The following is a 22,706-nucleotide window of genomic DNA, read 5'->3' as shown; positions in this document are numbered from 1 at the left end:
TTATCGCCGGTGCGGTAGAACGATGGAAGCATGACAACAACAGATGACGTTCAGAAGGCCGGAACCCCGGAAGACATCGCGAAGCTTTTTGTGCAGTTCGCCAACGCTGGTGACGCAGACGCCGTCGCCGCACTCTACGAGGAGGATGCGGTGATGGCCTTCCCGCCCGGATCCCTCACCGTGGGCCGCCAAGCCATCCGCGAGGTGATCTCTCAGATGCTCGCCGCAGCACCGAGATTCACCGTCGAGGAATCTCTACCGACGGTGATCAGCGGCGACCTGGCCATGACCTCGACCAAACCTTCCGACGGAACCGGCGGGCGCACGCAGGTCGCGCGCCGCCAGCCCGACGGATCATGGTTGCGAGTCTTGGATCGACCGGAACTCTGACTGCCCTCTTCGCAGTCAGACGGCCGACGCGCGGCGCATAGCCGCAGCGGGATCAGCAAACAGTGAGCTCAGTGACACGACCGTGGAAGCGTATTCCTGAACCCGATTGCCGAAACCGGTAATTCGAATGTCCTTACGCTCCAAGGAGGATGCCGTCGAGAAAGCCTCGGCGACATGGGGCACCCCGGCCGGATAGTCGGTGAATGCCTGACCACCCAGAATCACACGATCCGGGTTGAACAGGTCACGCAGCATCGCCACTGTCCGGCCGAGGACGCGTGCTCGATCAACCAGAAGCTCGTGTGCCGGAATGGAACCCGACGACGCGGCCCGGTAGACGTCCGCGATCGTGACACGCTCGCTGCCCTGGATCACGGCGCCCGAAGACAAAGCCTGCGCGACTACGGCGCGGTCACTGATCGTCGCTTCAAGGCAACCCACGGCTCCGCAGGTGCACCGTGCGGACGAACCGGTGGGGAGGTGCGCGATCGAACCGGGTCCGCTGGACGGCGTGTGCACTCGCCCTTCGAAAGTGATTGCGATGCCGGCAGTTTCACGAGCGTAGAAGTACAGGCCGGTAGTGCCCGGCGTCGGGGCTTCGGCACGGTCGGTGCTGAGCAGTAGTTCCGACGCGGCCATCGCCTCGACGTGGGCGGCTACCGATACAGGGAGATCCAAGCCGGCTCCGATGATGGACCCGACCTTGGCGCCCTTCCATCCCAGACGCGGGTGATCGACGACTCCGGTCGCTGAATCGACGCGACCGCCGATGGCCACGCCGACGGCGAGCGGACGACGCTTGTGCCACCGCGAGGCAAAGGATTTGGCCGAGCGCGCAATGGTGGCAAGCGCGACAGCAGAATTGGTGGCAGGCGTCGGAATCTCGACGGCGCCGAGCACCTTTCCACGAATGTCGCTGGCGATGATGCTGGTGACGACGGCACCGATGTGGATGCCGACTGTCAGATAAGGCTCGTGGTTGACCTCGAACGGAACTCGCGGACGCCCGATTGCTCCGGAGGCCGTCAGGTCCGCGCGTTCGCGCAGGATCCCGAGGTCCAGCAGGCTCGTGACCTGCCGGTTCACGGTGGCGATGCTCAGCCCTGATGCCTTTGCCGCAGTGTCACGTGAGAGCGGCCCACGGGATCGAGCAATGCGCAACACAGTCGCGGACGGACCGTCGGCGATGCGTAGTTCGGGCGCAACTATCTGGGTACGGGTCCGGGTTCCCGAGAGCGCGGTTCGCGATCGGATGTTCGGAATGGCGGAGATTGTGGGTGTCGACATGGCTGTCCCTTGCAGAAGGAGGAGAAGGCGCATATCTCTGTCGACCGAGAAATCAGCGTTTCCACTGGTCACACGAAGAAATAGACAGAAAAGGCGCAGAAATTAGCTGCAGAAAGAACGGCGGCGACAACACAGCTCTCGCGCCAGAGGCAGACGCGAACCAAGCGCAGCGGTCACATAGGTGACCCGCAAAGCGGCAGGCTGGTCGGTCGACATGGCTCCAAAAGTAGCAGCTTCACCGAGATTCACAAATCAGGTGCGGTAACGATCACACTGAACGCAACCCTGTCGGGGCGAAATCTCGCGTGTTTGGGTGGGCACACTCCCCACGAAAGGTGCACCATGTCTACAGCTTTCGCCAAGCCGACCCTCACGAATTCGGCATCAACGAACGGAGCGGCCGTTGACGCCGCTCGCGGCACTGTCACCACCCTCGGCGCGCATATCGGCGCCCGAATCGACGGAATCACTCTCGGCGGGCATCTCGACCCGGCGACGATTTCCCTCATCCGGCAAGCACTTCTCGAACACAAGGTGATCTTCTTTCGCGGGCAAGACCACCTCGACAACGATTCGCAGTACGAGTTCGCCCAGCTGCTGGGTACCCCGACCACTGCCCACCCCACCGTGAAGTCGCACGGCGCAAAAGTTCTGCCCATCGACTCGGACCTGGGCAAGGCCAACAGCTGGCACACCGACGTCACCTTCGTCGACCGCATCCCCAAGGCTTCGATCCTGCGCGCGGTGCAGCTACCCGAATACGGCGGTTCCACGACGTGGGCGTCGGGGGTAGCCGCCTACAACGGACTGCCGGATCCGCTCAAGGCGCTCGCGGAGAACCTCTGGGCTCGCCACACGAACGTCTACGACTATGCGGCAACCAGCGCCGAGCGGCTCACCGAAGATCGCACGGCCGCCTACCGCGAGGAGTTCCAGTCCACGTACTTCGAGACGGAACACCCGGTGGTGCGGGTCCACCCCGAAACCGGAGAACGCACGCTCGTCCTCGGACATTTTGTCAAGAACTTCGTCGGGTTGAGCACCGAACAGTCGAACGGTGTATTCAAGCTCTTGCAGGATCACGCCATCAAGCTCGAGTACACGACGCGGTGGAACTGGGAAGCGGGTGACGTCGCGATCTGGGACAACCGCGCCACCCAGCACTACGCGATCGCCGACTACGACGATCAGTACCGGCGTCTGGAGCGCATCACCCTTGCCGGCGACATCCCGGTCAACATCCACGGGGAACGAAGCCGCAGCATCGCCGGCGACGCTTCCGAATACTCGATCATCGAAGGCGCCTCGACTCTCCCATGACTTCACCGGATTCCGCCCCTCCTCCGCACGCCCGCGGATACGAAGGCTTCGAGGGTCGAATCGGCCGCACCGCAGCCGATTCGACCCCGTCGTGGCCCACCTCCACGACCCCGATTCCCGGATCACCCAACATCGTCGTGGTTCTGATCGACGACATGGGGTACAGCGACATCGGGCCGTTCGGCTCCGAGATCGAGACTCCCACCCTCGACCGCCTTGCCGCGCAGGGCATTCGGATGACCAACTACCACACGACGCCCCTCTGCTCGCCGTCGCGCGCAGCTCTTCTCACCGGCCTGAATCCGCACCGCGCCGGGTACGGTTTTGTCGCCAACGCCGATCCGGGCTACCCCGGACTGCGTCTGGAATTGGCCGACGACGTCCAGACACTCCCCGAAATCCTCCGCGGCGCGGGCTATGCGACCTATGCCGTCGGCAAGTGGCACCTCGTACGCGACGCCAACCTGGCCCCGGGACGAAGTCGTGACTCCTGGCCGACGCAGCGCGGTTTCGATCGCTACTACGGCTCACTCGAAGGCCTCAACTCCTTCTACTATCCCAATCAACTGATCTCCGACAATTCTGTGGTCGACGTGGACGAGTACCCCGAGGGGTACTACCTCACCGACGATCTGACCGACAAAGCGGTCGGGTACATCAAGGACCTCCGCGCCCACGATCAGGACAAGCCGTTCTTCCTCTACTTCGCACACGTCGCCATGCACGGACCGTTGCAGGCCAAGCCTGCCGACCAGGAAAAGTACCGCGGCCGCTACGACGAAGGGTGGGATCGAATCCGCGAGTCGCGGTTCGCCTCTCAGCTCGTGCAAGGCCTCTTTCCGGAAGGTACGCAACAAGCACCGCGAAACTCCGAACCCGGCTTCGACGTCCCCGAATGGGAATCACTCACGCCGGAAGTGCAGTCCAGGTTCGCCCGCTACATGGAGGTGTACGCGGCGATGGTCGACTCGATCGATCAGAGCGTCGGACGCATCGTCGACACCCTGGACGAACTCGGCGAGCTCGACAACACGATCATCGTCTTCACCTCCGACAACGGCGGCACCGCCGAGGGCGGTTCGGACGGGACCCGAAGCTACTTCGCACAGTTCGCGCATATTCAGGATCCGGACTGGGTGGGCGATGTCCCCCACGACGAATCCCTCATCGGCGGACCTGAATTGGGCGTCCACTATCCACGTGGATGGGGACAGACGTCCAACACCCCGTTCCGGTTCTACAAAGGGCAATCCTTTGCCGGCGGGATCCGTGTTCCTTTTCTCCTGTCCTGGCCCGCTGGATTGAAACCCGGAGCAGACGACAACGGGATTCGCGACCAGTTCGCGTACGTCACCGACCTGACCCCTACGCTGCTCGAACTGGCCGGAATCGACGCACCCAGTGTGCGAAACGGGCTCCCGGTGAAAGAGTTCGACGGGGTGTCTTCCGCGTCCGTTCTGCGTTCGTCTGCCGCTCCGAGCACTCACACCGAGCAGTACACCGAGATGACCGGCAACCGTGGCTACTACAAGGACGGCTGGAAACTGCTGGCTCTCACCCCGGCGGACATCGACAAACCGCACTGGCAGTTGTTCGACGTCCGCACCGACCCGACCGAGCTCGACGACCTGGCATCACGGTTTCCCGACAAGGTTCGCGAACTCGCCGAGGCCTGGGACCACTCGGCGTGGGCGAACACCGTGTTTCCTCTACTCGGCAATACCGTCGGCGCGGTTCGCCGTCCGGAGGAAGGAGCACTCTCACGCCCGGTGCGACTACTTGCCGGAACGCCCCCGCTGGAGCGCTACCGCTCATCCAAGCTGATCGGGTTCCGCGACTTCGACATCACGGTCGAACTCGACGGTTACCGCGAAGGTGACGCCGGTGTCCTTGTCGCCCATGGCGATCCGCAGGGTGGGTACCTTCTCTACGTCGAGGACGGGCACCTGCATCTCGGGTACAACGCGTTCGGTTCCTACTCCGTTGTCGACGCCGGACCGCTGGCGCTCGGCACCGAACGCATCGACCTGTCGGTGACGGTGGTACCGCGGTTGCGTTGGGATCTCCACGTCAGCGTCGACGGCATTCACGCGGGCCAGCTGCTCGGGCAAGTACAACTGGTGGGAATGGCGCCGTGGACCGGTATCTCGGTCGGTGTCGACGCCAGGGGACCTGTGTCGTGGGAGGTACGACGACGCCATGGTCCCTTCCGGTACAGCGGCGCGCTGCGCGCCGTCACCTACACACCCGGTCGGATACAAGTACCGCGTCGTCACATCGAATCCATCGAACGGGAAGCAGAGTATGCCGCCGACTAGCCCTACGATTGCATCATGACCATTTCTTCCGATGCCCGCATCGCCGTAGTCACCGGAGCCAGCTCCGGAATCGGTGAGGCCACCGCCCGCACCCTGGCAGCTCAGGGATTCCACGTCGTGATCGGTGCTCGCCGCGTCGATCGTCTCGAGAAGATCGCCGAGGAAATCGGTGGTACCGCTCTCGAACTCGACGTCACCGACGAGGATTCCGTCGACGCGTTCGCGGCCGTGGTCCCACGTGTCGACGTGTTGGTCAACAACGCGGGTGGTGCAAAGGGTCTGGCAACAGTCCTGGACGCCGATCTGGACGACTGGCGGTGGATGTGGGAGACCAATGTTCTGGGCACGTTGCGTGCGACGAAGGCACTGCTGCCCAAGCTGATCGATTCGGGTGACGGTCTGGTCGTGACCATCACCTCGGTGGCCGCGCTGGAGGCATACGACAACGGCTCGGGCTACACCACCGCCAAGCACGCTCAAGCCGTCCTTCATCGGACATTGCGTGGTGAACTGTTGGGCAAGCCCGTTCGACTGACCGAAATCGCGCCGGGAGCCGTCGAGACGGAGTTCTCACTCGTCCGGTTCGAGGGCGATCAGGACAAGGCCGACAAGGTGTACGAGGGAATCACACCGTTGGTGGCGCAGGACATCGCCGAGATCATCGGTTTTGTCGCGTCGCGGCCGTCACATGTGAACCTCGATCAGATCATCGTCAAGCCGAGGGATCAGGCAAGCCCCGGTCGGTTCCACCGCACCACCAGCTAGTTCGAATCGTTCTGACTAACCAGTGCGAATCACCCGGTGCAGGACGAGGCCGAGATTGCGTGCAATCTCGGCCTCCGTCATTTCCGTGGAAGCGCTACGGGCACTTACGATTTCATCAGCGGTGACGATGTACCGACCATCTCCGGCATAGTCGTACCAGTGGAACGTTATGCCGTCGTCTGTCGGTCTGCTGTCCAGCGCTCCTCCCGGGTATGTGGTGACTTCACCGATCGAGGTCCGCTCTCGGCCGAAGAATCTGCTCACTTCCTCGCTCCCGCGCGCACCGGCGGCACTGCTCAGGAAGCTCGCTCTACCGGAAGTTTTCGGCCTTTCGATGCTCACACCACGCTCCGATCCAGCGGGGCAGGTCGGCAGGTGATCGACGAGCATCCGTGGAATTGCCGATGGGCGTACCACAGTGAAAACCACGTCGGAGCCACAGTCGACAGTCCTGCCGGGCAGTTGAGTCAGGAGCACCCCCAGGTCGCCGGCAACAACGCCGTGCAATCGCGTCACCGTACTCATGTTCTGCCCGTGAAAACCGGAAACCTCAACGCGAGCATCAGGATTCGCAAGAGCACCGAGAACGTGATGCAGCCGATCGTCGAGCAACCAAGCCAGGTGTGCTCCCGCTCGACGTCGCTCTTCTGTCAGCTCGTTCATGGTTTCGGCCGTCGGACGAAACCGCAGCGGGTACGGGAGTCGGTCACGTCCGACCGCTTCCCAGAGAATCTGGAATTCGAGGCCGGTGAACTGCCACTGCATGGTGGTCATTCGCCCAGCACCGCCGGGGAGACCATGGGTAGGTCGCCGACCAGGGCATTGCCGTTCTCGACGGTGACGAGGTAGCCGGGGGTGTCGTGAACGTTGTCTTCGTCTTGCCCTTGCCCTCGTCCCGGTGCCATGCCGCCGACGCCACCCATCGCGCCCCGACCGCTCTGCGCGCCCGTCGCCGAGGTACCGCCAGTTCCGTTGACGCCCCCACGCCCGCCATTGGCGAGGCCGCCCACGCCGCCAGGGCCGAGAGCGCCACCTCCGGTTCCACCTGGCCCGAAGCCGCCGGTACCGATTCCACCTGCGGAACCACCACCCGAACCGCTACCCATGAGGCCTGAAGGCACTCCGGAACCGAGCTGAGCACCATTCGGAGTTGCACCTGCCAGGCCACCTGGCGCTGCACCGGCCGGCAGTGGGCCGGCATGTGCCGCGGCAGTCCCGGCCGGGGCGGAATCGTTTGCGAACCGGGCAGCATCGGCACCCGAATTCCCTTGGGCATCAACGCCGCCACGGTTGTCACCATTTCCGGAATTGGTGCCGGATGGGTTCTGACCGGAACCGTCTCCGGCCGGGTTTGCACCGCCGAGGTGTCCACCGTCCGCTCCTCCACCGACTCCGCCACCCGATGTAGACGGCGTGCCGAGCCCGTTCTCCGAACCCGAAGTGTTCCCGCCGCCGGCACCACCACCACCGAATGCGCCGCCACTTCCAGCCCCTCCACCGCCGGTGACCGGATTGAATGCGGCCGGGAGGATCGGCACCTGATCGTCCGCACGCTTCATGGACGGCAGATACACGTCCTTCATCACCTGGCGCGCTTGACGTTCGGCTTCTTCCGCTTCGTATTGGGCCTGCTTCCATGTAGCCCCGGGAACCATGCTGAGAAACCTCTCGACCGTCGAGGCGCCGTCGGGGGCCGGAATCGAGCGTTTGGCCTCGTCGAGTGCGATCTTCGCCTCCTCGATCTTGTTCGAGATCAGATCGACCCGCACCTTCAGCTCACCCGCATCAGCCGAGTAGGCCAGCACTGCTTCCAGCGCAGCCGAGCCGCCGCGCCCCTGCCAGCCTTCGGTGATCGCACCGTTCACGTCGTTCTGGAACTTCCCGATGCCGGCTTCTACCCGGCCTGCAATGGCCTTCCAAGCCTCACCGATCGCACTCAGGGTTGCCGGATTCATCTCGTTGACGTGGTCGAAGATTTCGGAGTGCGACATCGCATCGAACGGATCGTCGTCCACGATTGCGTGTTCGCTGTACTCGAGCGACGACGTCTGAGCGGTGAGGGCATCGCGCTCACCCCAGGCTCGTGCGCGCTCCACATCGGCGTCAACGGTCGCAGCAGCCATCTCGTCGTCGAACGCGCCGCGGTCGTCGGTTATGGATTGCACCAGAGCAGATGTAGCGATTGCGCTCGCGATGGGAGTGCCGACAACTGGCAATGCCGCCACGCCGGGAGGCACGGCCTGCGTCGCATCGGAGATTCTTCCCAGCACGTCTTCCAGAAATGGAATGCCCACCGCTGTCCCCCTGAAGTCGAAAACCCCCGTCGGACTCCCCCGAGCCGACAGCACATACCTGTACAGACGCAAGCAGAGCCCGGACGGTTCCCTCATCCACGGATTTACCGCAGTACAGAGTTACGGCAGTGCCGACATCGACTTCCAGGTCGGCAGATCGATTGCCCAGTCGTAGATGTCGCCGTCCGCAGGAGACAGGTCGATCGACGTGCCGGTCACCTCGACGGGGTCACCGTAGAGGGCCGTTCCGAAGTATTCCTGCGCGTCGGATGTCGACAGGTTGATGCAACCGTTCGTGACGTTCGACGAGCCCTGCACCCCGGTGGTCTCAGGATTGGCGTGGATGAATTCGCCGTTGTTGGAGATGCGCACGGCCCAACGCTCACGCACGTTCTCGTAGAACGGCGGATTGGACATCATGAAGTCTTCGTACTTCTCCGTCACCATGTGAATGCCGCTGCGCGTGACGTTGCGAGGTTCGTTTCCCTCGCCGTAGCTGACGGGAATGTCCATGATCGTCTGACCGTCGCGCACCACCTGCATGCGGTGGCTGGGCGCATTCGCCTTCACGATCTGGCTACGACCGATCGTGAAGTCGAGCGTGAGATCCTGGTCGCCGAAGGCGCCACCGCCGTAGTTCAAGCCGTATAGCTTGGCGTCCAGATGGACAGTCGTGCCCGGCACCCAGTAATCGGCCGGACGCCAATGGGCCCGCGATCCGCCGTTGTCGTCGGCCAGCCAAGCCCACGATCCGGCGGTGGGCGGCACGGTGGTCACGACAAGCGCCTTCTCGACGGCCGCCTTGTCGACGACGGAGTTGTCGAACTGCAACGTGATCGGTGCCGCGATACCAACTTCTTGGCCGTCGGCGATGTTGAGGGTGGCGCCGGTGGTCGACTCCGGGGCAACCGTCGTAAAGCTCCCTTGGACTGGCACGGATTTACCGTCGGTCCCGGTTGCCGAGCCCGACCACGAATACGTGGTGCCGTAGCCGAGTGCCTCACTGACGGTGAACGATGTCTTGTCAGGCGACAATTGTCCTGCAACGGCTTTACCGGCCGCATTGCTGAGGCTGACGTCGGACAGCGTTCCCTGGGTCACGGCTACCGAGACGGGGGCGACCGGGCTGACATCTTTGGTGCCGGGCGCCGGCGTCGACACCACGGTCGCCACCGGTGCTGGCTCGGCGGCCGCCGCGCCGCCCTGTCCGTCCTTGCCACCGATCGTGCAGCCGACGACGGCCACCATCACAGCGAGCAATACAGCTACCAACGCAACAAGACGCGAACGACTTCTCCTACCACCCAGCTCATGCACTTCAACAGGCTACCTGCGGGCTCCGTCAGGAATCAGATGGTGCAGCCCACAGTTACCGGTTCCGGTTCCAGGTGGACACCGAACGCGGCTTCGACGCCGTCGCGCACTGTCCGCGCGAGCGAGACCACATCCGCGCTCGTTGCCGACCCTCTGTTGGTCAACGCCAAGGTGTGTTTCGTCGACAGCCTGGCCGGTGCATCTTCACCGGGATAACCCTTCGAGAATCCGGCCCGTTCGATCAACCATCCGGCCGAGAGCTTGGTTCCACCACTGCCGGGGAACTGCGGCACGGTGACGTCGCCGAGCTGTTCGGCGATGGCTGCGAGCACGGCAGGCAGCTTGTCGTCGGGCACCACGGGGTTGGTGAAGAAGGAACCCGCGCTCCAGGTGTCGTGGTCGTACGGATCGAGCACCATCGCCTTACCCGTCCGAAGTCCCAGAACTGCCTCGCGGACCTGCGACGCAGGTAACCGCTCGCCTTCTTCTGCCCCCAGTGCGGTGAACAGTTCGCGGTACGCGAGCGGGGCGCTCAATCCGTCGGTCGACGCGTCGAATTCGACGGCGAGAACCAGTGCTGCGTCCGAATGCTTGAGGACGCTCGACCGGTAACCCAATTCGAGTTTCGACGGTTCGACCCACGACACTTCGCCATTGCGTCGGTCGAGCAGTTGAACTCGCCGGAGTCGCGAGCCCACCTCGACGCCGTACGCGCCGACGTTCTGCACCGGCGTCGCACCGGTCGAGCCCGGAATCCCGGACAGGCACTCGAGGCCACCCAGTTCCGCGGCGACCGATTGACCGACTACTTCGTCCCACACCGCGCCCGCTTCGGCGACGACGCGGTCCGTGTCGAGGCTCACGGTGGTGTTGGCCACACGAACGACAACTCCGTCGAATCCCGAGTCGGAGATCACGAGATTGGATCCGCCGGCGAGAATCAGCGTCGGGATCTGCTCGCGATCGAGCAGCGTCACGACGTCGATCAACGACTGCGTCGTCGGACATTCGGCGAGCAGCCGCGCCGGTCCCCCGATTCGGAGCGTCGTCAATCCCGACAAGTCAACGTTCTCGGACACGAAAGCGCCTGATTCCACGACGCGTCTGCCAATGGTTACGTCCCACACATCGATAAACGGTAGCCTCCACAATCGTGAGCCGTCGCATCGAGCATTCGTCGAAGTACACAGTCCCCGCCGAGAAGGTCCATGAGGCGGTGACCTCCGAGCAGTACTGGCGCGACCGAATCGTCGCTGTCGGTGGTCCCGGCGCAACGATCGAAGAGCTGACCGTTCGCGACGAGACCGTCGCGGTCACGATGTCGCAGATCATTGCCGCAGAGCATCTCCCCAGCATGGTGTCGAAAGTCGTCAACGGCGACATCGTCATCAAGCGCAGTGAAACGATGGCGCCTTTCAAGGACGGCAAGGCCACCGGCACCTTTTCCGCCCACGTCGACGGCGTTCCCGCCCGTGTCGAGGGCACGCAGGTGCTGACAGGTGACGAGAACTCCGCCACTCTCGAGATCGACGGTGAGGTCGAGGTCAAGATCCCGTTCCTCGGCGGAAAGATCGAAAGTGCGATTGTCGACGAGGTTGTCCGGCTCATCCAGGCCGAACAGGACTTCACCCGGGAGTGGATCGCGAAGTAAAACCCTGCGGGCGGCGGCAGTTGTGGATACAGCCGATTTGGCTTGTCACAGCGTGTAACCGGTATTCTTTTCGATCATGGCTCGCCGCATCGACTACTCCGCCCGCTATCAGCACTCCCCCGAGCAGGTCTATGCGGCGCTGGCGGACCGCTCGTACTGGGAGGCCCGTGTCGAGGAGATGCGCAAGCATTCCGAGAACCATGTGGAACATTTCGAGGTCACCGATTCCGGAATCGATCTCGTGCTCAACCACATTCTTCCGCGCACGGATTTGCCCGACATCGCTCAGACAGTGATGAAGAAGGATCTTGTCATCACTCGTAAGGAGTCGTACGGCGCCTTCGGTGACACCGTGACCGGAACGTACGAAGCGTCCATCCCGGCCGGGCCGGGGAGTTTGTCCGGCACCATGGAGTTGTTCGCGACCGATACCGGGTCCACGCTGCGAACCACGTCCGAGGCCAAGGTCTTCATACCGTTCATCGGCGCGAAGTTGGAGCAACTGATGCTCATCAACCTCGTAGATCTGTTCCGCACCGAAGCCCAGGTCACCGCGACCTGGCTCGCCGCACGCTGAACCCGGCGTGAAGAAAGCTCCACCCCCGAAGATCGAGGGGGTCATCACCCGTGGCACGACGGGAATCAACAGACTGCGACGTAGTGACCGGTGGATCGTGCACAACCGCACTATCGCGCACGCCCTGAACAACGCGACCGATCCGTTGATCGTCGACCTCGGGTACGGGGCGAGGCCGGACACCACCTTCGAGATGGCAAGCCGCCTCACCGCTGTCCGGCGGGATCGACGCGTCATCGGGCTCGAGATCGACCCCGCCCGCGTGGTCGAGAGTCGTGACGGTGTCAGCTTCGCCCGTGGTGGATTCGAACTTGCCGGTCTCACACCCGTCTTCGTACGCGCCTTCAACGTGCTCCGGCAGTATCCGGAGGAGGCTGTGGACTCTGCGTGGGCACACATTCAGTCCGGTCTCGCACCGGGCGGGCTGCTACTCGACGGAACCTGCGACGAACTCGGGAGACGTTGCGCCTGGGTGCTTCTCGACGCTGATCGTCCATTGACCCTGACACTGGCCTGGGATCCCTTCGACATCGAGCGCCCTTCCGACATCGCGGAACGTCTCCCGAAGGCTCTCATCCACCGCAACGTTCCCGGTGAGCCGATCCACGCGTTGCTCAGCGCGGCCGATCGAGCCTGGGCCACCGCCGCGCCGCACGCCTCGTTCGGACCTCGCCATCGTTGGGCTGCCGCATTGGAAATTCTTCGGGCGCAAGGAATTCCCGTGCAGCCCGCGCGGCGACGTCTTCGTGACTGCATCCTGACCGTGCCCTGGCACGTCGTAGCGCCGAATCCCTGAACTCACAGACGGGAAACGCCCCGCCGCGGAGGTGTTCTCCGCGGCGAGGCGTCTGTGTGCAGGCGTCGGGCTAGGACCCGAAGATGTTTTCCAGGCTTCCCAGTGAACCGGTCGAACTGCCGCCGTTGCCGGGATCCCCGCCGTCGGACGCTGCCGTTACCCTGACAGTGACTGCGGCCTGGGTCTCGGAACCGAGATAGCCGTCAGTTCCACTGAACACCGCGGTGATTCGGCGATCTCCGAGTTCGGTGAAGGTGTGCGAGAGCGTGGCCTTACCGTTCACCACGGCAACCGGTCCACCGATCGGGGTGGTTCCGTCCATGAACTGGACCGTTCCTGCGCTGAGCGTAGGTACCACTGCCGCAACGAGATCAACCTTCGCGCCCTTGACCGCTGACGCCGGAGCGCTCACGGTGATGGACGTTTCCTGATCCTCCGCGGCCGGAGCCGTGACCGAAACCGACTGAGCGGCCGAGGTAGAGGTGAGGAATCCTGTTGCACCCGAGTAGACGGCCGTGATGTCGTGCGTACCGACGCTCGCGAACTCGTGCATGATCGACGCCTTGCCCTCGACGACCGGCACCGGCGAGCCGAGATTGCCCGAGCCGTCCTTGAACTGCACTGTGCCGCCCACCGGCGTCGGCGTAACGGTTACGGACAGACCAACTGCCGTACCGGTTTTTGCATCCGCCGGAACGGTCAAGACCGTCTGGGTCTGCTGGTCGGTGGGAGCCGGCGCCTTGACGTTCACGGTCTGGGCGTTCGATGTCGAGCCCAGGTAGTTACCCGAACCCGAGAACACTGCGGTGATGCTGTACTCACCCGCCACGTTGAAGATCGGCGTGGTTGTCGCTTTTCCGGTTGCGTCCACGGGAATCGGGGAGCCCAGATCCCTGCCACTTTCCTTGAACTGCACGGTGCCACCTGCAACACCGGTCGAGACCGAGGCAGTGAACGACAATGTCTCTCCGGTCGAAGCGGTCGACGGGCCGACGAGGGTGGTCGTTGTGTTCTCCTCGACCACCACCGGAGCGACTGTCAACGCATGTGGCGCCGACGTCGAAGTCTGGTAGACACCGGAACCGGAGTACACCGCCACGATCGAATGCGCTCCGACTGCATAGGAATTCGTCAGCGAAGCCTTGCCGTTGGCATCGACGGGAACGGCGCCGCCGAGGTCGGTTGCACCGTCCTTGAACTGCACCGTGCCACCCGCCGGAGTGGGCGACACCGTAGCCTCGACGGTCACGGACTCACCTGCAACTGCACTTGCGGGACCGGTGATCGCGGTTGCAGTGCTCTTGTCCGCTTCGGACACTACGACGTCGACAGCCGACGACGTGGAGGTCGCCACCTTTGCATTACCGAGATACTTGGCCGTCACGCTGTGGGTTCGGACGTCAGCCGGTGTCCAGGCAAGCGTTGCAACACCATTGGCGAGCGCGCCCGCACCGATCTTGGTGGCACCGTCGAAGAACTCCACCGAATCACCGTCGGCACCACCGGTCACCGTCGCGCTCAGCGGAACAAGTTGTCCCAACTTCACGCCACTGGTCGGTGACAGCGTCGTCGTCGAGACGTTCTTCTGAACGTTGATCGACGGACCACGACCATTTGTCGTGTCGTCAACGAACACCGTGCCGTCGAAATGCACCGTCGTCGACAAATCAGTACCACGAGCACAATCCGCACCGACGCGATACTGGAATTCGAACGTCTTGACGTCACCACCCCACATCGGCCATTCCGTAGCACCCGCACTCAAACGAACAGAATCAGTAGCCACCTCGTTGACACGGAACGCACTACCGTTCACCGTCGCCGAACCATCGACATACGTCATACACGCCGGATGAAAATCGCGCACCGCATACAGATTGTGAACCGCGGCAGTTCGCTTGAACACCGTCTTCGACGTGATCACATCACCCTCGGACGGCGTCCCGTTACTGATCGTCCGAGTCACCTTGTACCCGTCGGAATTGAACTCCGCCGTCACCGGAGCCGCACCAGCAACCCCGACACCCGCAACCACCGCGAAACCCGCAGCAACAGCAAACACACTCAAACCTGCAACTGCACGGCGTGCAGAACCTACAGACATAGCTTTTCCTTCTCGAGAAGTGAGCGAAATGGGTGATGCCCCACCGCCGAACGCGGGCGGGGCATCACCAGGTGTCGGCGGCTAGGAGCCGAAGATGTTGCCGAGGCTGCCGAGCGAACCGGTGCCGTTGCCTGGTTCTTCACCGTCGACGGGTGCGGCGATCTGGACGGAGACCTGATCGGACGATGCCGTCACCGTGCCGGCGCCCGAGTACTCCGCCGCGACAACTCGCTGCCCTTGAGTTGCGGGCTTCCACGAAAGGCTGGCCTTTCCGGATGAATCGACCGTAGCCGTGCCGATGACGGTCTCGCCGTCCTTGAAGGTGACTGTGCCACCCGCATTGGCGGGGCTGATTTGAGCGGAGATCGTCTGGGCAACGCCGACCTGGCCCGCTACTACGCTGAGATCTGTTGTGGAGCTTGTTGTTCCGGCGGGCTGTTCGGCGACTGTCACATTCGCGGTGGTACTCGACCCGGTGACACCGGATCGACCGGCGAATACGGCTTCCACCGTCTGTGCACCGGCGACCGTCGGAACCCAGGCATAGGTCGCTTCACCGTTGCCTGCCACCGGCACCGAAGCGAGCACCGTTCCGCCGACCTTGAACGTGACCGTTCCACCGGTGCCCGACGCGGACACAGTCGCTTTGAGATTGGTCGACTTGCCGACCTGCGCGCCCGAGATCGGCGCCAGCGTCGTACTGGACTGAGCATCGGCCTGCGAAACGTTCACGATCAGCGCTGCCGAAGCGGAACCGACGGCACGCGCCGTGTCGGCGAACTTCGCTGTGATCGAGTGGTCTCCACGGGTGGTCGGTGTCCAGTCAAGTGTTGCAACACCATTGGCGAGCGCGCCCGCACCGATCTTGGAACCGGCGTCGAAGAACTCCACCGAATCACCGTCGGCACCACCGGTCACCGTCGCACTCAACGTCACCGGTTGCCCCACCTGAGCGCTACCGACGGGCGCAAGTGCCGTCGTCGACACGTTCTTCTGAACCTTGACCGAAGGACCACGACCATTTGTCGTGTCATTCACCCAAGCCGAACCGTCGAAATGCACTGTGCTTGCCAGATCGGTCCCGCGCTCACATCCTGCGCCGACCCGATACTGAAACTCGAACGACTTCGTATTGTTCTGATACAACGGCCAATCCGTGATGCTCGCGCTCACACGCACAGAATCAGCGCTCACCGGCGTTTCCGGGGAATAGGCCTTCCCGTTCACCTTCGCCGAGCCCTCGACATACGTCATGCACGACGGATGAAAATCCCGAACCGCGTAGAGGTAATTGACCACAAAGTCGGTCCGCTTGAACACTGTCGTAGAGGTGATCACATCACCTTCCGACGGCGTCCCGTTACTGATCGTCCGAGTCACCTTGTACCCGTCGGAATTGAACTCCGCCGTCACCGGAGCCGCACCAGCAACCCCGACGCCCGCAACCACCGCGAAGCCCGCAGAAACAGCAAAAACACTCAACCCACCGACAACACGACGAACACCACTCACGGACATCCAGATCCCTCTCGACAACGGGGCAGACAGGCGTCCAGGACAAGCGTCCGTCTGCTTTCGATGCCGTGACGTTATCCCATTGACTGTAAAGTAACTACGCTTTTCGCAGATTTAGTTCATCGGCGACATCGCCGAACTGCAGTAACAGTGGGCTGAACGTCCCGAACCGCACATCTGGATGCGTTCTTACCTGCGCTAAAGACAAAACAGTCGCCCGAAAATAGCGATTTACAAATCTCTGATATCGGCGTCATATTCGATTTCGGGCGTGATGCCAGAAGGTCGCAGGAGCCTCGAAGATCTCTCTCGGCTACAGGCTTGCGGCCAGAGCCAACTCGACCCGAACAGCAACGTCGACGCTTGCGTTCTCACACGAGAGATACAGCTCGTGCGCGTCCAGTCGACCTATCGCGACCGCATCGGCGACTACTTCGTTGAGCAGGACTTGAGAAATTCCACCGGAAGCGAGGTCGTGCACGGTACGCAAAGGCGTGGTGATGCGGATGGGCCCGATCTGTTCACACTCGTCGTCCGCGAGCGGCAGTCGGTGCAGTGCTACCTGGCGGGTCGGCGCCGCGAGAGGGTGCGCAACGGAGAGGTGAATGAAGCGAGGTTGCAGGTGCCCGAGGCCATGCAGATCTGCGGCACTGTAGTGCGAGACGGTGGCGCTACCGGCGAACCACGTGCACCACTTCGCGAACTCGTCCAAGGCGGTATGTCTGACGCGTTCGAGGCGAAAAAGTCCGCGACACTCACATGTCCATGTTCCGGATTCCGTCATTTCTTCCATCAACGCCAGACCGAAACCCAGTTCGGATGCCTGGAGAGCCGTGACAAATCCGCACTGTCGCAGCGCCAGCAGCTCGAGTGATTCGTAGTCCGAAGCCATGACCACCTCCGGTGACCGTCGAAAACGCCGTTTCGAACAGACTACGGGCGAGTGTGTCGCGCATCACAGGAATGAGGAAGTGCGTATTCACAGAGTTCGTTCAGACTCGTCGGGAAGAATCTGGCGAATGACTGTCGCAGCGAACAACCCTCGTCCGCGCAACCGAGTGCTCATCATCCTTCTCGTGGTGATCGCCGTACTCGTCGCGGCGCTCGTCGGTGGAGAACTGTACGTACGCAACCAGGTGAAGACTTGCATGGCCGATCAGTTCCAGAGCGAACTGGGATCCCAGGTCGACGTCGGGTTGAGCTGGAAGCCCGTACTCCTGCAGGCAGTCGACAAGAAGGTGCCGTACATCAGCATCGACAGTGACGACTCTTCGTTCGGCCCCGCAACGGGAATGCAGGTTCACGCGAAGGTGAACGACATCAACTTGCAGCCCTCGGCGGGCAACAGCGGCACCATCGGCAGCTCCAGCGCCGACGTCACCTGGTCTACCGCAGGCATTCTCGCCACCTTGCAGGAGCAGACCTTCGGCGGGCTCGTCTCCGGCGTCACCGCCGACTCGAGCGCCGGAACACTCGCGTTCGACGTCGGTCCGGTCGGGCTCGCGAAGCTCACGGTCAAGCCCACCGTCACCAACGGTGTGGTCGACGTCCAGACCGTCGGCGCCGAGATTCTCGGATTGGGTCTGCCGACCGATCTGGTCGACGGCATCGTCCAGACACTCACCGACAGCCTGCAGACCTACCCGCTGGACATGAAGCCCACGAAGCTGACCGTCACCGACGACGCTATCCAGATCTCGTTGGAGGGCGGCGCTTACGCCATGCCCGTCGCCGACGCGAACAACCAGAACACCTCGGCGGTTCCGGACAGCTGCGGCCTGCTGACCTAGTCGGCCAGACCGTCCAATACTGCTCGACTTCCGGATAGTCCGAGGCGGGTGGCGCCGGCCGCGATCATGTCGAGCGCTGCCTGCGTCGTACGTATTCCGCCACTGGCCTTGACTCCCACGCCCGGGCCAACCGTCTGCGCCATCAGTGCGACGGCCTCGACCGTCGCTCCACCCGCGGGGTGGAAGCCGGTGGAGGTCTTGACGAAGTTCGCCCCGGCACGCACAGCTGCGCGGCAACATTCGACGATGGCCTCGTCGGACAGCGCTGCGGTTTCGAGTATCACTTTGAGGATCGCACTCTCCCCCATCGCCTCGCGGACGGTGAGGATATCGGCCAACACCGCGCTGTAGTCGCCGGCGACCGCCGCTCCTACGTCGATGACCATGTCGATCTCGGCTGCGCCTTGATCGACGGCCAGTCGCGCTTCAGCACCCTTGACCAGCGAATGATGCTTCCCCGACGGGAATCCGACGACGGCCGCCGTCACAAGTCCCTCGGCGCGAATCGGCAACATCGACGGCGAGACACAGACAGCCAGCACACCGAGGCTGCGTGCTTCGTCGATCAGGGCGGTCACATCGGCCGCGGTGGCTTCGGGTTTGAGGAGAGTGTGGTCCACCATCGCGGCAACCTGGGAACGAGTGAGTGCAGCTTCAGACATGTTGGAAAGCTTGGCACACCACCACGCGACCGTCGCTGCAGCCGCACCTGAGAGACTAGGCCGCATGACCGCTGCACCATCGATCGATGATCGTCGCTATGTTCTGTCCCTCGGCTGCCCCGACACCACGGGCATCGTCGCACGCATCTCGACCTTTCTCACCGACGTCGGTGGATGGATCGTGGAGGCTGCATACCACGCCGATGCCGACACCGGATGGTTCTTCACGCGTCAGGCGGTCCGTGCATCGTCGGTGAGCATGAGCATCGACGAGCTTCGTGAACGGTTCAAAGCTGTTGCGGCCGAGATCGGTCCGGAAACCGAGTGGACTCTTCACGACTCCGGCGCACCCAAGAAGATCGTGTTGCTCGTGAGCAAGGAAGGTCACTGCTTGCATGACCTCCTTGGCCGCGCCGCGGGCGGGGAACTCCCCGCAGAAATCAGCGCCGTCATCGGAAACCACGAAGATCTGCGCAGTGTCACCGAGCGCCACGGGATCGACTTCCACCATGTTCCGTTCGCCAAGGACCCGGCAGAACGGGGACCGTCCTTCGAGAAGGTCCGCGCCCTGGTCGACGCTCACAATCCCGACGCCGTGGTTCTTGCCCGATTCATGCAGGTGCTGCCCGAATCACTGTGCGAGCACTGGGCCGGGCGCGCGATCAACATCCACCACAGCTTCTTGCCGTCGTTCATCGGTGCCCGCCCCTATCACCAGGCGTTCGCCCGCGGCGTGAAGTTGATCGGCGCCACCTGCCACTACGTGACCGCCGAACTCGATGCCGGTCCGATCATCGAGCAGGACGTGATCCGTGTGGACCACGCCGACGATGTCGCCGACATGGTCCGCCAGGGTCGAGACATCGAAAAGCTCGTGCTCTCCCGCGGACTGCGCTGGCACCTCGAGGATCGTGTGCTGGTCCACGGGCGCAAGACGGTCGTCTTCAGCTAGAGCTGCGTTGCGCTAGAGATTGCGCAGTCGCACGATTTCCTTGTCGAACTCGTCGATGTTCTCGATCGACGACATGTGACCGACGCCCGGCAACACGATCAACCGTTCGAGGTTGCCGGCGTCGTCGAGGACTTGCGCAAGCTTGCGCGCATGGACCGGCGGAGTGAGCCGATCGAGCGAACCGACGAGCACGGTGGTCGGCACTTCGAGATTGTCGAGTCCCTCGTGAATGTCGAGGGTGCTCAGCGCTGCTCCCCAACCTCCACGGATGCGGGGCTTGCACTCACGAACGATGTTCTCGCAGAACTGAATCTCGGCCTTGGTCGCGTTCGGTGACATCGAGACGTACTGGATCGCCTTCGTCATGGCGCCCGAGGAGACGAACGGAACGGGCGAACTGAGGATGGCGCGGCCCACGGGGACCGGCACGCGAGGGAATCGATTAGGCAGTGGGATGACCGTGGTCTCGGCGATCAACCTTTCGCTCGCGGTGCTCGCGAGCATGACCGCCGACGCGTACTTCTTGACCTCGTCGGGGTGACGACCCGCCCAGGCGATGATACTCATCCCGCCCATGCTGTGACCGACGATGACGGCCTTCTTGTCCTCGCGAACCGTGGCCGCCAGCACTGCAGAGAGATCGTCGGCAAGGACGTCCGGGCCGAGCGGAAGATTGCCGACGGTGCTGCGGCCATGACCGCGCTGATCGTAGGTGATGACGCGATATTCGCCGGCAAGCGCATTGACCTGCGGGTACCAGAATTCGGTGGAGCACGTCCAGCCGTGACTGAGAACGATCGGATCGCCGTCGACGGGACCGTAAGCCCGGACATTGATGATCGCACCGTCGTCGGTGGTCAGTTCGCTGATGTCAGCTTTGAGCGTCGGAGTCTTCAGGAGTGCATTGGGCTCGACGTCGCTCGACAGAGTCAACCCTCGCGTGGATCGCCGATGACGGATCCCAGCGACGGCCGCGACGAGTGCTCCCACTCCGACGGCGCCTGCCAGTACTCGAAGCTCTGTGGTGCGCGAACGACTGGACATGCATTTACCCCTGACTGCTGCTGACGACAGACGGATGCAATCTATGTGTGACTGCCGTTAACCGACACTATCACTCGAACAACGCCCGTTGTCAGCGTTGGAGAGAAGAGTGGGGCAGCACACCATGAGCCGGGAACCACGGCTCGGAATGAGCGGGAGTGCGGCAAACTACCAGCGAGAACCGCCGTGCTGAATGTCGTCCACCCGCGGGCGAACGTCGACGAGATACACGCACACTGCAACGACCGCGATGATGCCCAGGAGCCCGACAGGGGACGTCGCCAAGAGGATCAACGCCGCGACGATCAGAATTCCCAGCCAGATCGGCTTGGTCAATTTGTTGACCGCGGTGAAAGCGTCAGGACGCTGCCTGACGGCATGAACGATCGCGTAGACAGCACCCACCAATGCGAGCACTTTGAGTGCGAGAAAGATCAGACCGACTAGCCCATCGACTTGAGTCACAACTACATCCTAAGTTCTCATCCGGTTCCCGACGAACACGAAGGCTCCCACACTCGGCTGAGCGCGGGAGCCTTCGTCAGGTGGAGCTGGGCAAATCAGGCCTTCTTGGCCGGAGCAGCCTTCTTGGCCGGAGCCGGTGCGGTGGCCTTGGCCGGAGCAGCCTTGGCGGGTGCAGCCTTGGCCGGAGCGGCCTTCTTCGCGGCGGTGGTCGCGCGCTCCTGGACGTCGGAAGCAGCAGCGGTCACGCGAGCGGCAGCTTCCTTGGAAGCCTCGTCAGCCTGGTCACCGAGGTCGAGGACCTTCAGTGCAGCCTCGTCGCCTGCGTCGGCGATCTTCTCACCGGCGTCAGAGATCTTCTCGCCGACCTCTTCTGCGGTGTCGGAGATGCGTCCGGCAGCGCGGCCGGCCAGCTTGGCAGCCTGCTCGCCCACGGCGCGCGTCTGACGAGCAACGGTTCCGAGTGCGTCTTCGGTCAGCTCGACGGCGTCGCCGAGTGCCGACTCTGCAGCAGCGATGCCTTCTTCGACTGCGGGCTGCTTGCGGATGCGCTCGACTGCGTCTTCGCCACGTTCTGCGAGGGAGTTGTACAGATCTCCGGCAACCTTGAGGTATGCCTCGGCGACCTTGCGGAGTTCCTCGGGTGAGAACTTCTCGCGCAGCTCGGCAAGCTCTTCGGGCAGCTCGGACGGCAGGCCGGCGAGACGCTCGCGCAGCGCATCGACGCTCTCGGCAACGTCACCCTGGACGGAAGCGAGCTTCTCGCGAGCACCGTCGACACGGCCGTTGACATCGCCCTGGGTGTTCTCGGCGCGCTCACGAACCTGAGCAACTACATCGGCCACGGCCTGGACAACCAGGTCGCCTGCGCCGACGGCGGCGTAGAGCGAGGTCTTGACGCTGTCGATGGCGTTCTTGTCAGTCATCTTGTTCTCCTAGTGAAGTCTCGGTGTCTGGAATTGCGGCCGATTCAGCGAAATCGGGCGCTGCGGCTGGTCTTGACGACTCGTTCTCGCGACAGAACGAGTCGTAGATTTCGAGCAGTACTTGCTTCTGCCGTTCGTTGATGGCCGTCTCGGCCAACACCGCGTCCCTGATGGGACTGTGCGGGCGTTGCTCGAGATATCCCGCTTGGACGTACAGCACTTCTGATGAGACTCGAAGGCCCTTGGCGATTTGCGCCAGTACGTCCGCCGACGGTTTGCGCAATCCGCGTTCGATCTGACTCAGATACGGATTGCTGACGCCGGCGAGTTGAGCGAGTTGGCGCATCGAAACTTGGGCGGCTTCCCGCTGTGCACGAATGAACCCCCCGATGTCGTGTGCCGCAGAGCTGACGACGCGAGCTGCCAAGTCGCTTGCTCCGGCTGCGGCACCGGATGATTCACGATCTCCGTCATCGGAGTTCGTCGACTTCGCTGGCATTGCGTCCTCCCTTTCCAGTGGACATTTCCCAGGATAGGAG

The 22,706-nt window shown here is 63.0% G+C and carries 22 protein-coding genes; 9 read left to right on the top strand and 13 right to left on the bottom strand.

The annotated features are described in order from the left end of the window. Positions 1-30: 30 nt before the first annotated feature. Positions 31-390, top strand: a complete 360-nt coding sequence (locus ACBG85_RS08030) for a nuclear transport factor 2 family protein (protein ID WP_054187841.1) — start codon at positions 31-33, stop codon at positions 388-390. A 15-nt stretch (positions 391-405) separates the two neighbouring features. Here ACBG85_RS08030 and ACBG85_RS08025 read toward each other — a convergent pair whose 3' ends face one another. Then, positions 406-1,677 carry an ROK family transcriptional regulator gene (locus tag ACBG85_RS08025; protein WP_074447122.1) on the bottom strand — a complete coding sequence of 424 codons (1,272 nt, stop codon included), beginning with the start codon at positions 1,675-1,677 and terminating at the stop codon, positions 406-408. A gap of 342 nt (positions 1,678-2,019) precedes the next feature. Here ACBG85_RS08025 and ACBG85_RS08020 point away from each other — a divergent pair, with 342 nt between their 5' ends. Genes ACBG85_RS08020 through ACBG85_RS08010 form a run of 3 tightly spaced genes read left to right on the top strand, consistent with a single transcriptional unit; the run spans position 2,020 to position 6,080 of the window. Beyond that, a complete protein-coding gene (locus tag ACBG85_RS08020; protein WP_042452972.1) occupies positions 2,020-2,997 on the top strand; it encodes a TauD/TfdA family dioxygenase in 978 nt (325 codons plus the stop codon). Then, positions 2,994-5,315, top strand: a complete 2,322-nt coding sequence (locus ACBG85_RS08015) for an arylsulfatase (protein WP_372026847.1) — start codon at positions 2,994-2,996, stop codon at positions 5,313-5,315. The genes ACBG85_RS08020 and ACBG85_RS08015 overlap by 4 nt, the downstream gene beginning before the upstream one ends. A 15-nt stretch (positions 5,316-5,330) precedes the next feature. Beyond that, a complete protein-coding gene (locus ACBG85_RS08010; protein ID WP_372026844.1) occupies positions 5,331-6,080 on the top strand; it encodes an SDR family NAD(P)-dependent oxidoreductase in 750 nt (249 codons plus the stop codon). 15 nt (positions 6,081-6,095) lie between these two features. Here the strand turns inward: ACBG85_RS08010 and ACBG85_RS08005 are convergent, their stop codons facing one another. The 4 genes from ACBG85_RS08005 to ACBG85_RS07990 all read right to left on the bottom strand — a co-directional run bounded on the left by ACBG85_RS08005 (position 6,096) and on the right by ACBG85_RS07990 (position 10,767). After that, the gene (locus ACBG85_RS08005) at positions 6,096-6,854 is read right to left on the bottom strand and encodes an ESX secretion-associated protein EspG (RefSeq protein WP_372026842.1); all 759 of its coding nucleotides are present in this window, start codon (positions 6,852-6,854) and stop codon (positions 6,096-6,098) included. Beyond that, positions 6,851-8,374: a hypothetical protein gene (locus ACBG85_RS08000; RefSeq protein ID WP_372026840.1), complete on the bottom strand. Its 1,524-nt coding sequence runs from the start codon at positions 8,372-8,374 to the stop codon at positions 6,851-6,853. The genes ACBG85_RS08005 and ACBG85_RS08000 overlap by 4 nt, the downstream gene beginning before the upstream one ends. Positions 8,375-8,494: 120 nt before the next feature. Next, complete coding sequence (locus ACBG85_RS07995) at positions 8,495-9,691, bottom strand: Ig-like domain-containing protein (protein ID WP_042452959.1); 1,197 nt, start codon at positions 9,689-9,691, stop codon at positions 8,495-8,497. A gap of 32 nt (positions 9,692-9,723) precedes the next feature. Then, positions 9,724-10,767 carry a UDP-N-acetylmuramate dehydrogenase gene (locus ACBG85_RS07990; RefSeq protein WP_158170618.1) on the bottom strand — a complete coding sequence of 348 codons (1,044 nt, stop codon included), beginning with the start codon at positions 10,765-10,767 and terminating at the stop codon, positions 9,724-9,726. 74 nt (positions 10,768-10,841) lie between these two features. On the opposite strand from ACBG85_RS07990, the gene ACBG85_RS07985 reads away from it, so the two are divergent. The 3 genes from ACBG85_RS07985 (at position 10,842) to ACBG85_RS07975 (ending at position 12,712) form a co-directional block, all read left to right on the top strand. Then, positions 10,842-11,339 carry a DUF2505 domain-containing protein gene (locus ACBG85_RS07985; RefSeq protein WP_003942023.1) on the top strand — a complete coding sequence of 166 codons (498 nt, stop codon included), beginning with the start codon at positions 10,842-10,844 and terminating at the stop codon, positions 11,337-11,339. Between the two features lie 76 nt (positions 11,340-11,415). Then, positions 11,416-11,916, top strand: coding sequence for a DUF2505 domain-containing protein (locus ACBG85_RS07980; protein WP_372026835.1), 501 nt, complete (start codon positions 11,416-11,418; stop codon positions 11,914-11,916). A gap of 7 nt (positions 11,917-11,923) precedes the next feature. Further along, positions 11,924-12,712, top strand: coding sequence for a hypothetical protein (locus ACBG85_RS07975; protein ID WP_007735354.1), 789 nt, complete (start codon positions 11,924-11,926; stop codon positions 12,710-12,712). Between the two features lie 70 nt (positions 12,713-12,782). Here ACBG85_RS07975 and ACBG85_RS07970 read toward each other — a convergent pair whose 3' ends face one another. The 3 genes from ACBG85_RS07970 to ACBG85_RS07960 all read right to left on the bottom strand — a co-directional run bounded on the left by ACBG85_RS07970 (position 12,783) and on the right by ACBG85_RS07960 (position 17,223). Then, positions 12,783-14,816 (bottom strand): Ig-like domain-containing protein, encoded by a 2,034-nt coding sequence (locus ACBG85_RS07970; protein WP_372026832.1) that lies wholly within the window; start codon positions 14,814-14,816, stop codon positions 12,783-12,785. Between the two features lie 81 nt (positions 14,817-14,897). Further along, positions 14,898-16,334, bottom strand: coding sequence for an Ig-like domain-containing protein (locus ACBG85_RS07965; RefSeq protein WP_372026830.1), 1,437 nt, complete (start codon positions 16,332-16,334; stop codon positions 14,898-14,900). Between the two features lie 310 nt (positions 16,335-16,644). Next, positions 16,645-17,223: a hypothetical protein gene (locus ACBG85_RS07960; RefSeq protein ID WP_003941523.1), complete on the bottom strand. Its 579-nt coding sequence runs from the start codon at positions 17,221-17,223 to the stop codon at positions 16,645-16,647. Positions 17,224-17,350: 127 nt separating this feature from the next. On the opposite strand from ACBG85_RS07960, the gene ACBG85_RS07955 reads away from it, so the two are divergent. Further along, positions 17,351-18,121, top strand: coding sequence for a DUF2993 domain-containing protein (locus tag ACBG85_RS07955; protein ID WP_007735358.1), 771 nt, complete (start codon positions 17,351-17,353; stop codon positions 18,119-18,121). Here the strand turns inward: ACBG85_RS07955 and deoC are convergent. Continuing rightward, positions 18,118-18,783, bottom strand: coding sequence for a deoxyribose-phosphate aldolase (gene deoC, locus ACBG85_RS07950; protein ID WP_047268935.1), 666 nt, complete (start codon positions 18,781-18,783; stop codon positions 18,118-18,120). The two genes, ACBG85_RS07955 and deoC, sit on opposite strands and share 4 nt — an antisense overlap. Positions 18,784-18,847: 64 nt before the next feature. Here deoC and purU point away from each other — a divergent pair, with 64 nt between their 5' ends. Then, positions 18,848-19,735, top strand: coding sequence for a formyltetrahydrofolate deformylase (gene purU / locus ACBG85_RS07945; RefSeq protein WP_003941509.1), 888 nt, complete (start codon positions 18,848-18,850; stop codon positions 19,733-19,735). A gap of 12 nt (positions 19,736-19,747) precedes the next feature. On the opposite strand, the gene ACBG85_RS07940 is transcribed toward purU, so the two are convergent. From ACBG85_RS07940 to ACBG85_RS07925, 4 genes are all read right to left on the bottom strand, one after another. Next, positions 19,748-20,779, bottom strand: coding sequence for an alpha/beta fold hydrolase (locus ACBG85_RS07940; RefSeq protein WP_021333908.1), 1,032 nt, complete (start codon positions 20,777-20,779; stop codon positions 19,748-19,750). A 168-nt stretch (positions 20,780-20,947) separates the two neighbouring features. Continuing rightward, complete coding sequence (locus ACBG85_RS07935) at positions 20,948-21,244, bottom strand: DUF2516 family protein (protein ID WP_003941505.1); 297 nt, start codon at positions 21,242-21,244, stop codon at positions 20,948-20,950. Between the two features lie 95 nt (positions 21,245-21,339). Next, complete coding sequence (locus tag ACBG85_RS07930) at positions 21,340-22,167, bottom strand: heparin-binding hemagglutinin (protein ID WP_003941552.1); 828 nt, start codon at positions 22,165-22,167, stop codon at positions 21,340-21,342. After that, the gene (locus ACBG85_RS07925; RefSeq protein ID WP_003941483.1) at positions 22,160-22,666 is read right to left on the bottom strand and encodes a helix-turn-helix domain-containing protein; all 507 of its coding nucleotides are present in this window, start codon (positions 22,664-22,666) and stop codon (positions 22,160-22,162) included. The genes ACBG85_RS07930 and ACBG85_RS07925 overlap by 8 nt, the downstream gene beginning before the upstream one ends. Positions 22,667-22,706: the final 40 nt, after the last annotated feature.

It is taken from the genome of Rhodococcus sp. NyZ502 (assembly GCF_041464245.1).
Lineage (GTDB): Bacteria > Actinomycetota > Actinomycetes > Mycobacteriales > Mycobacteriaceae > Rhodococcus_F > Rhodococcus_F qingshengii.
This window is presented reverse-complemented; position numbering and strand designations above follow the sequence as displayed.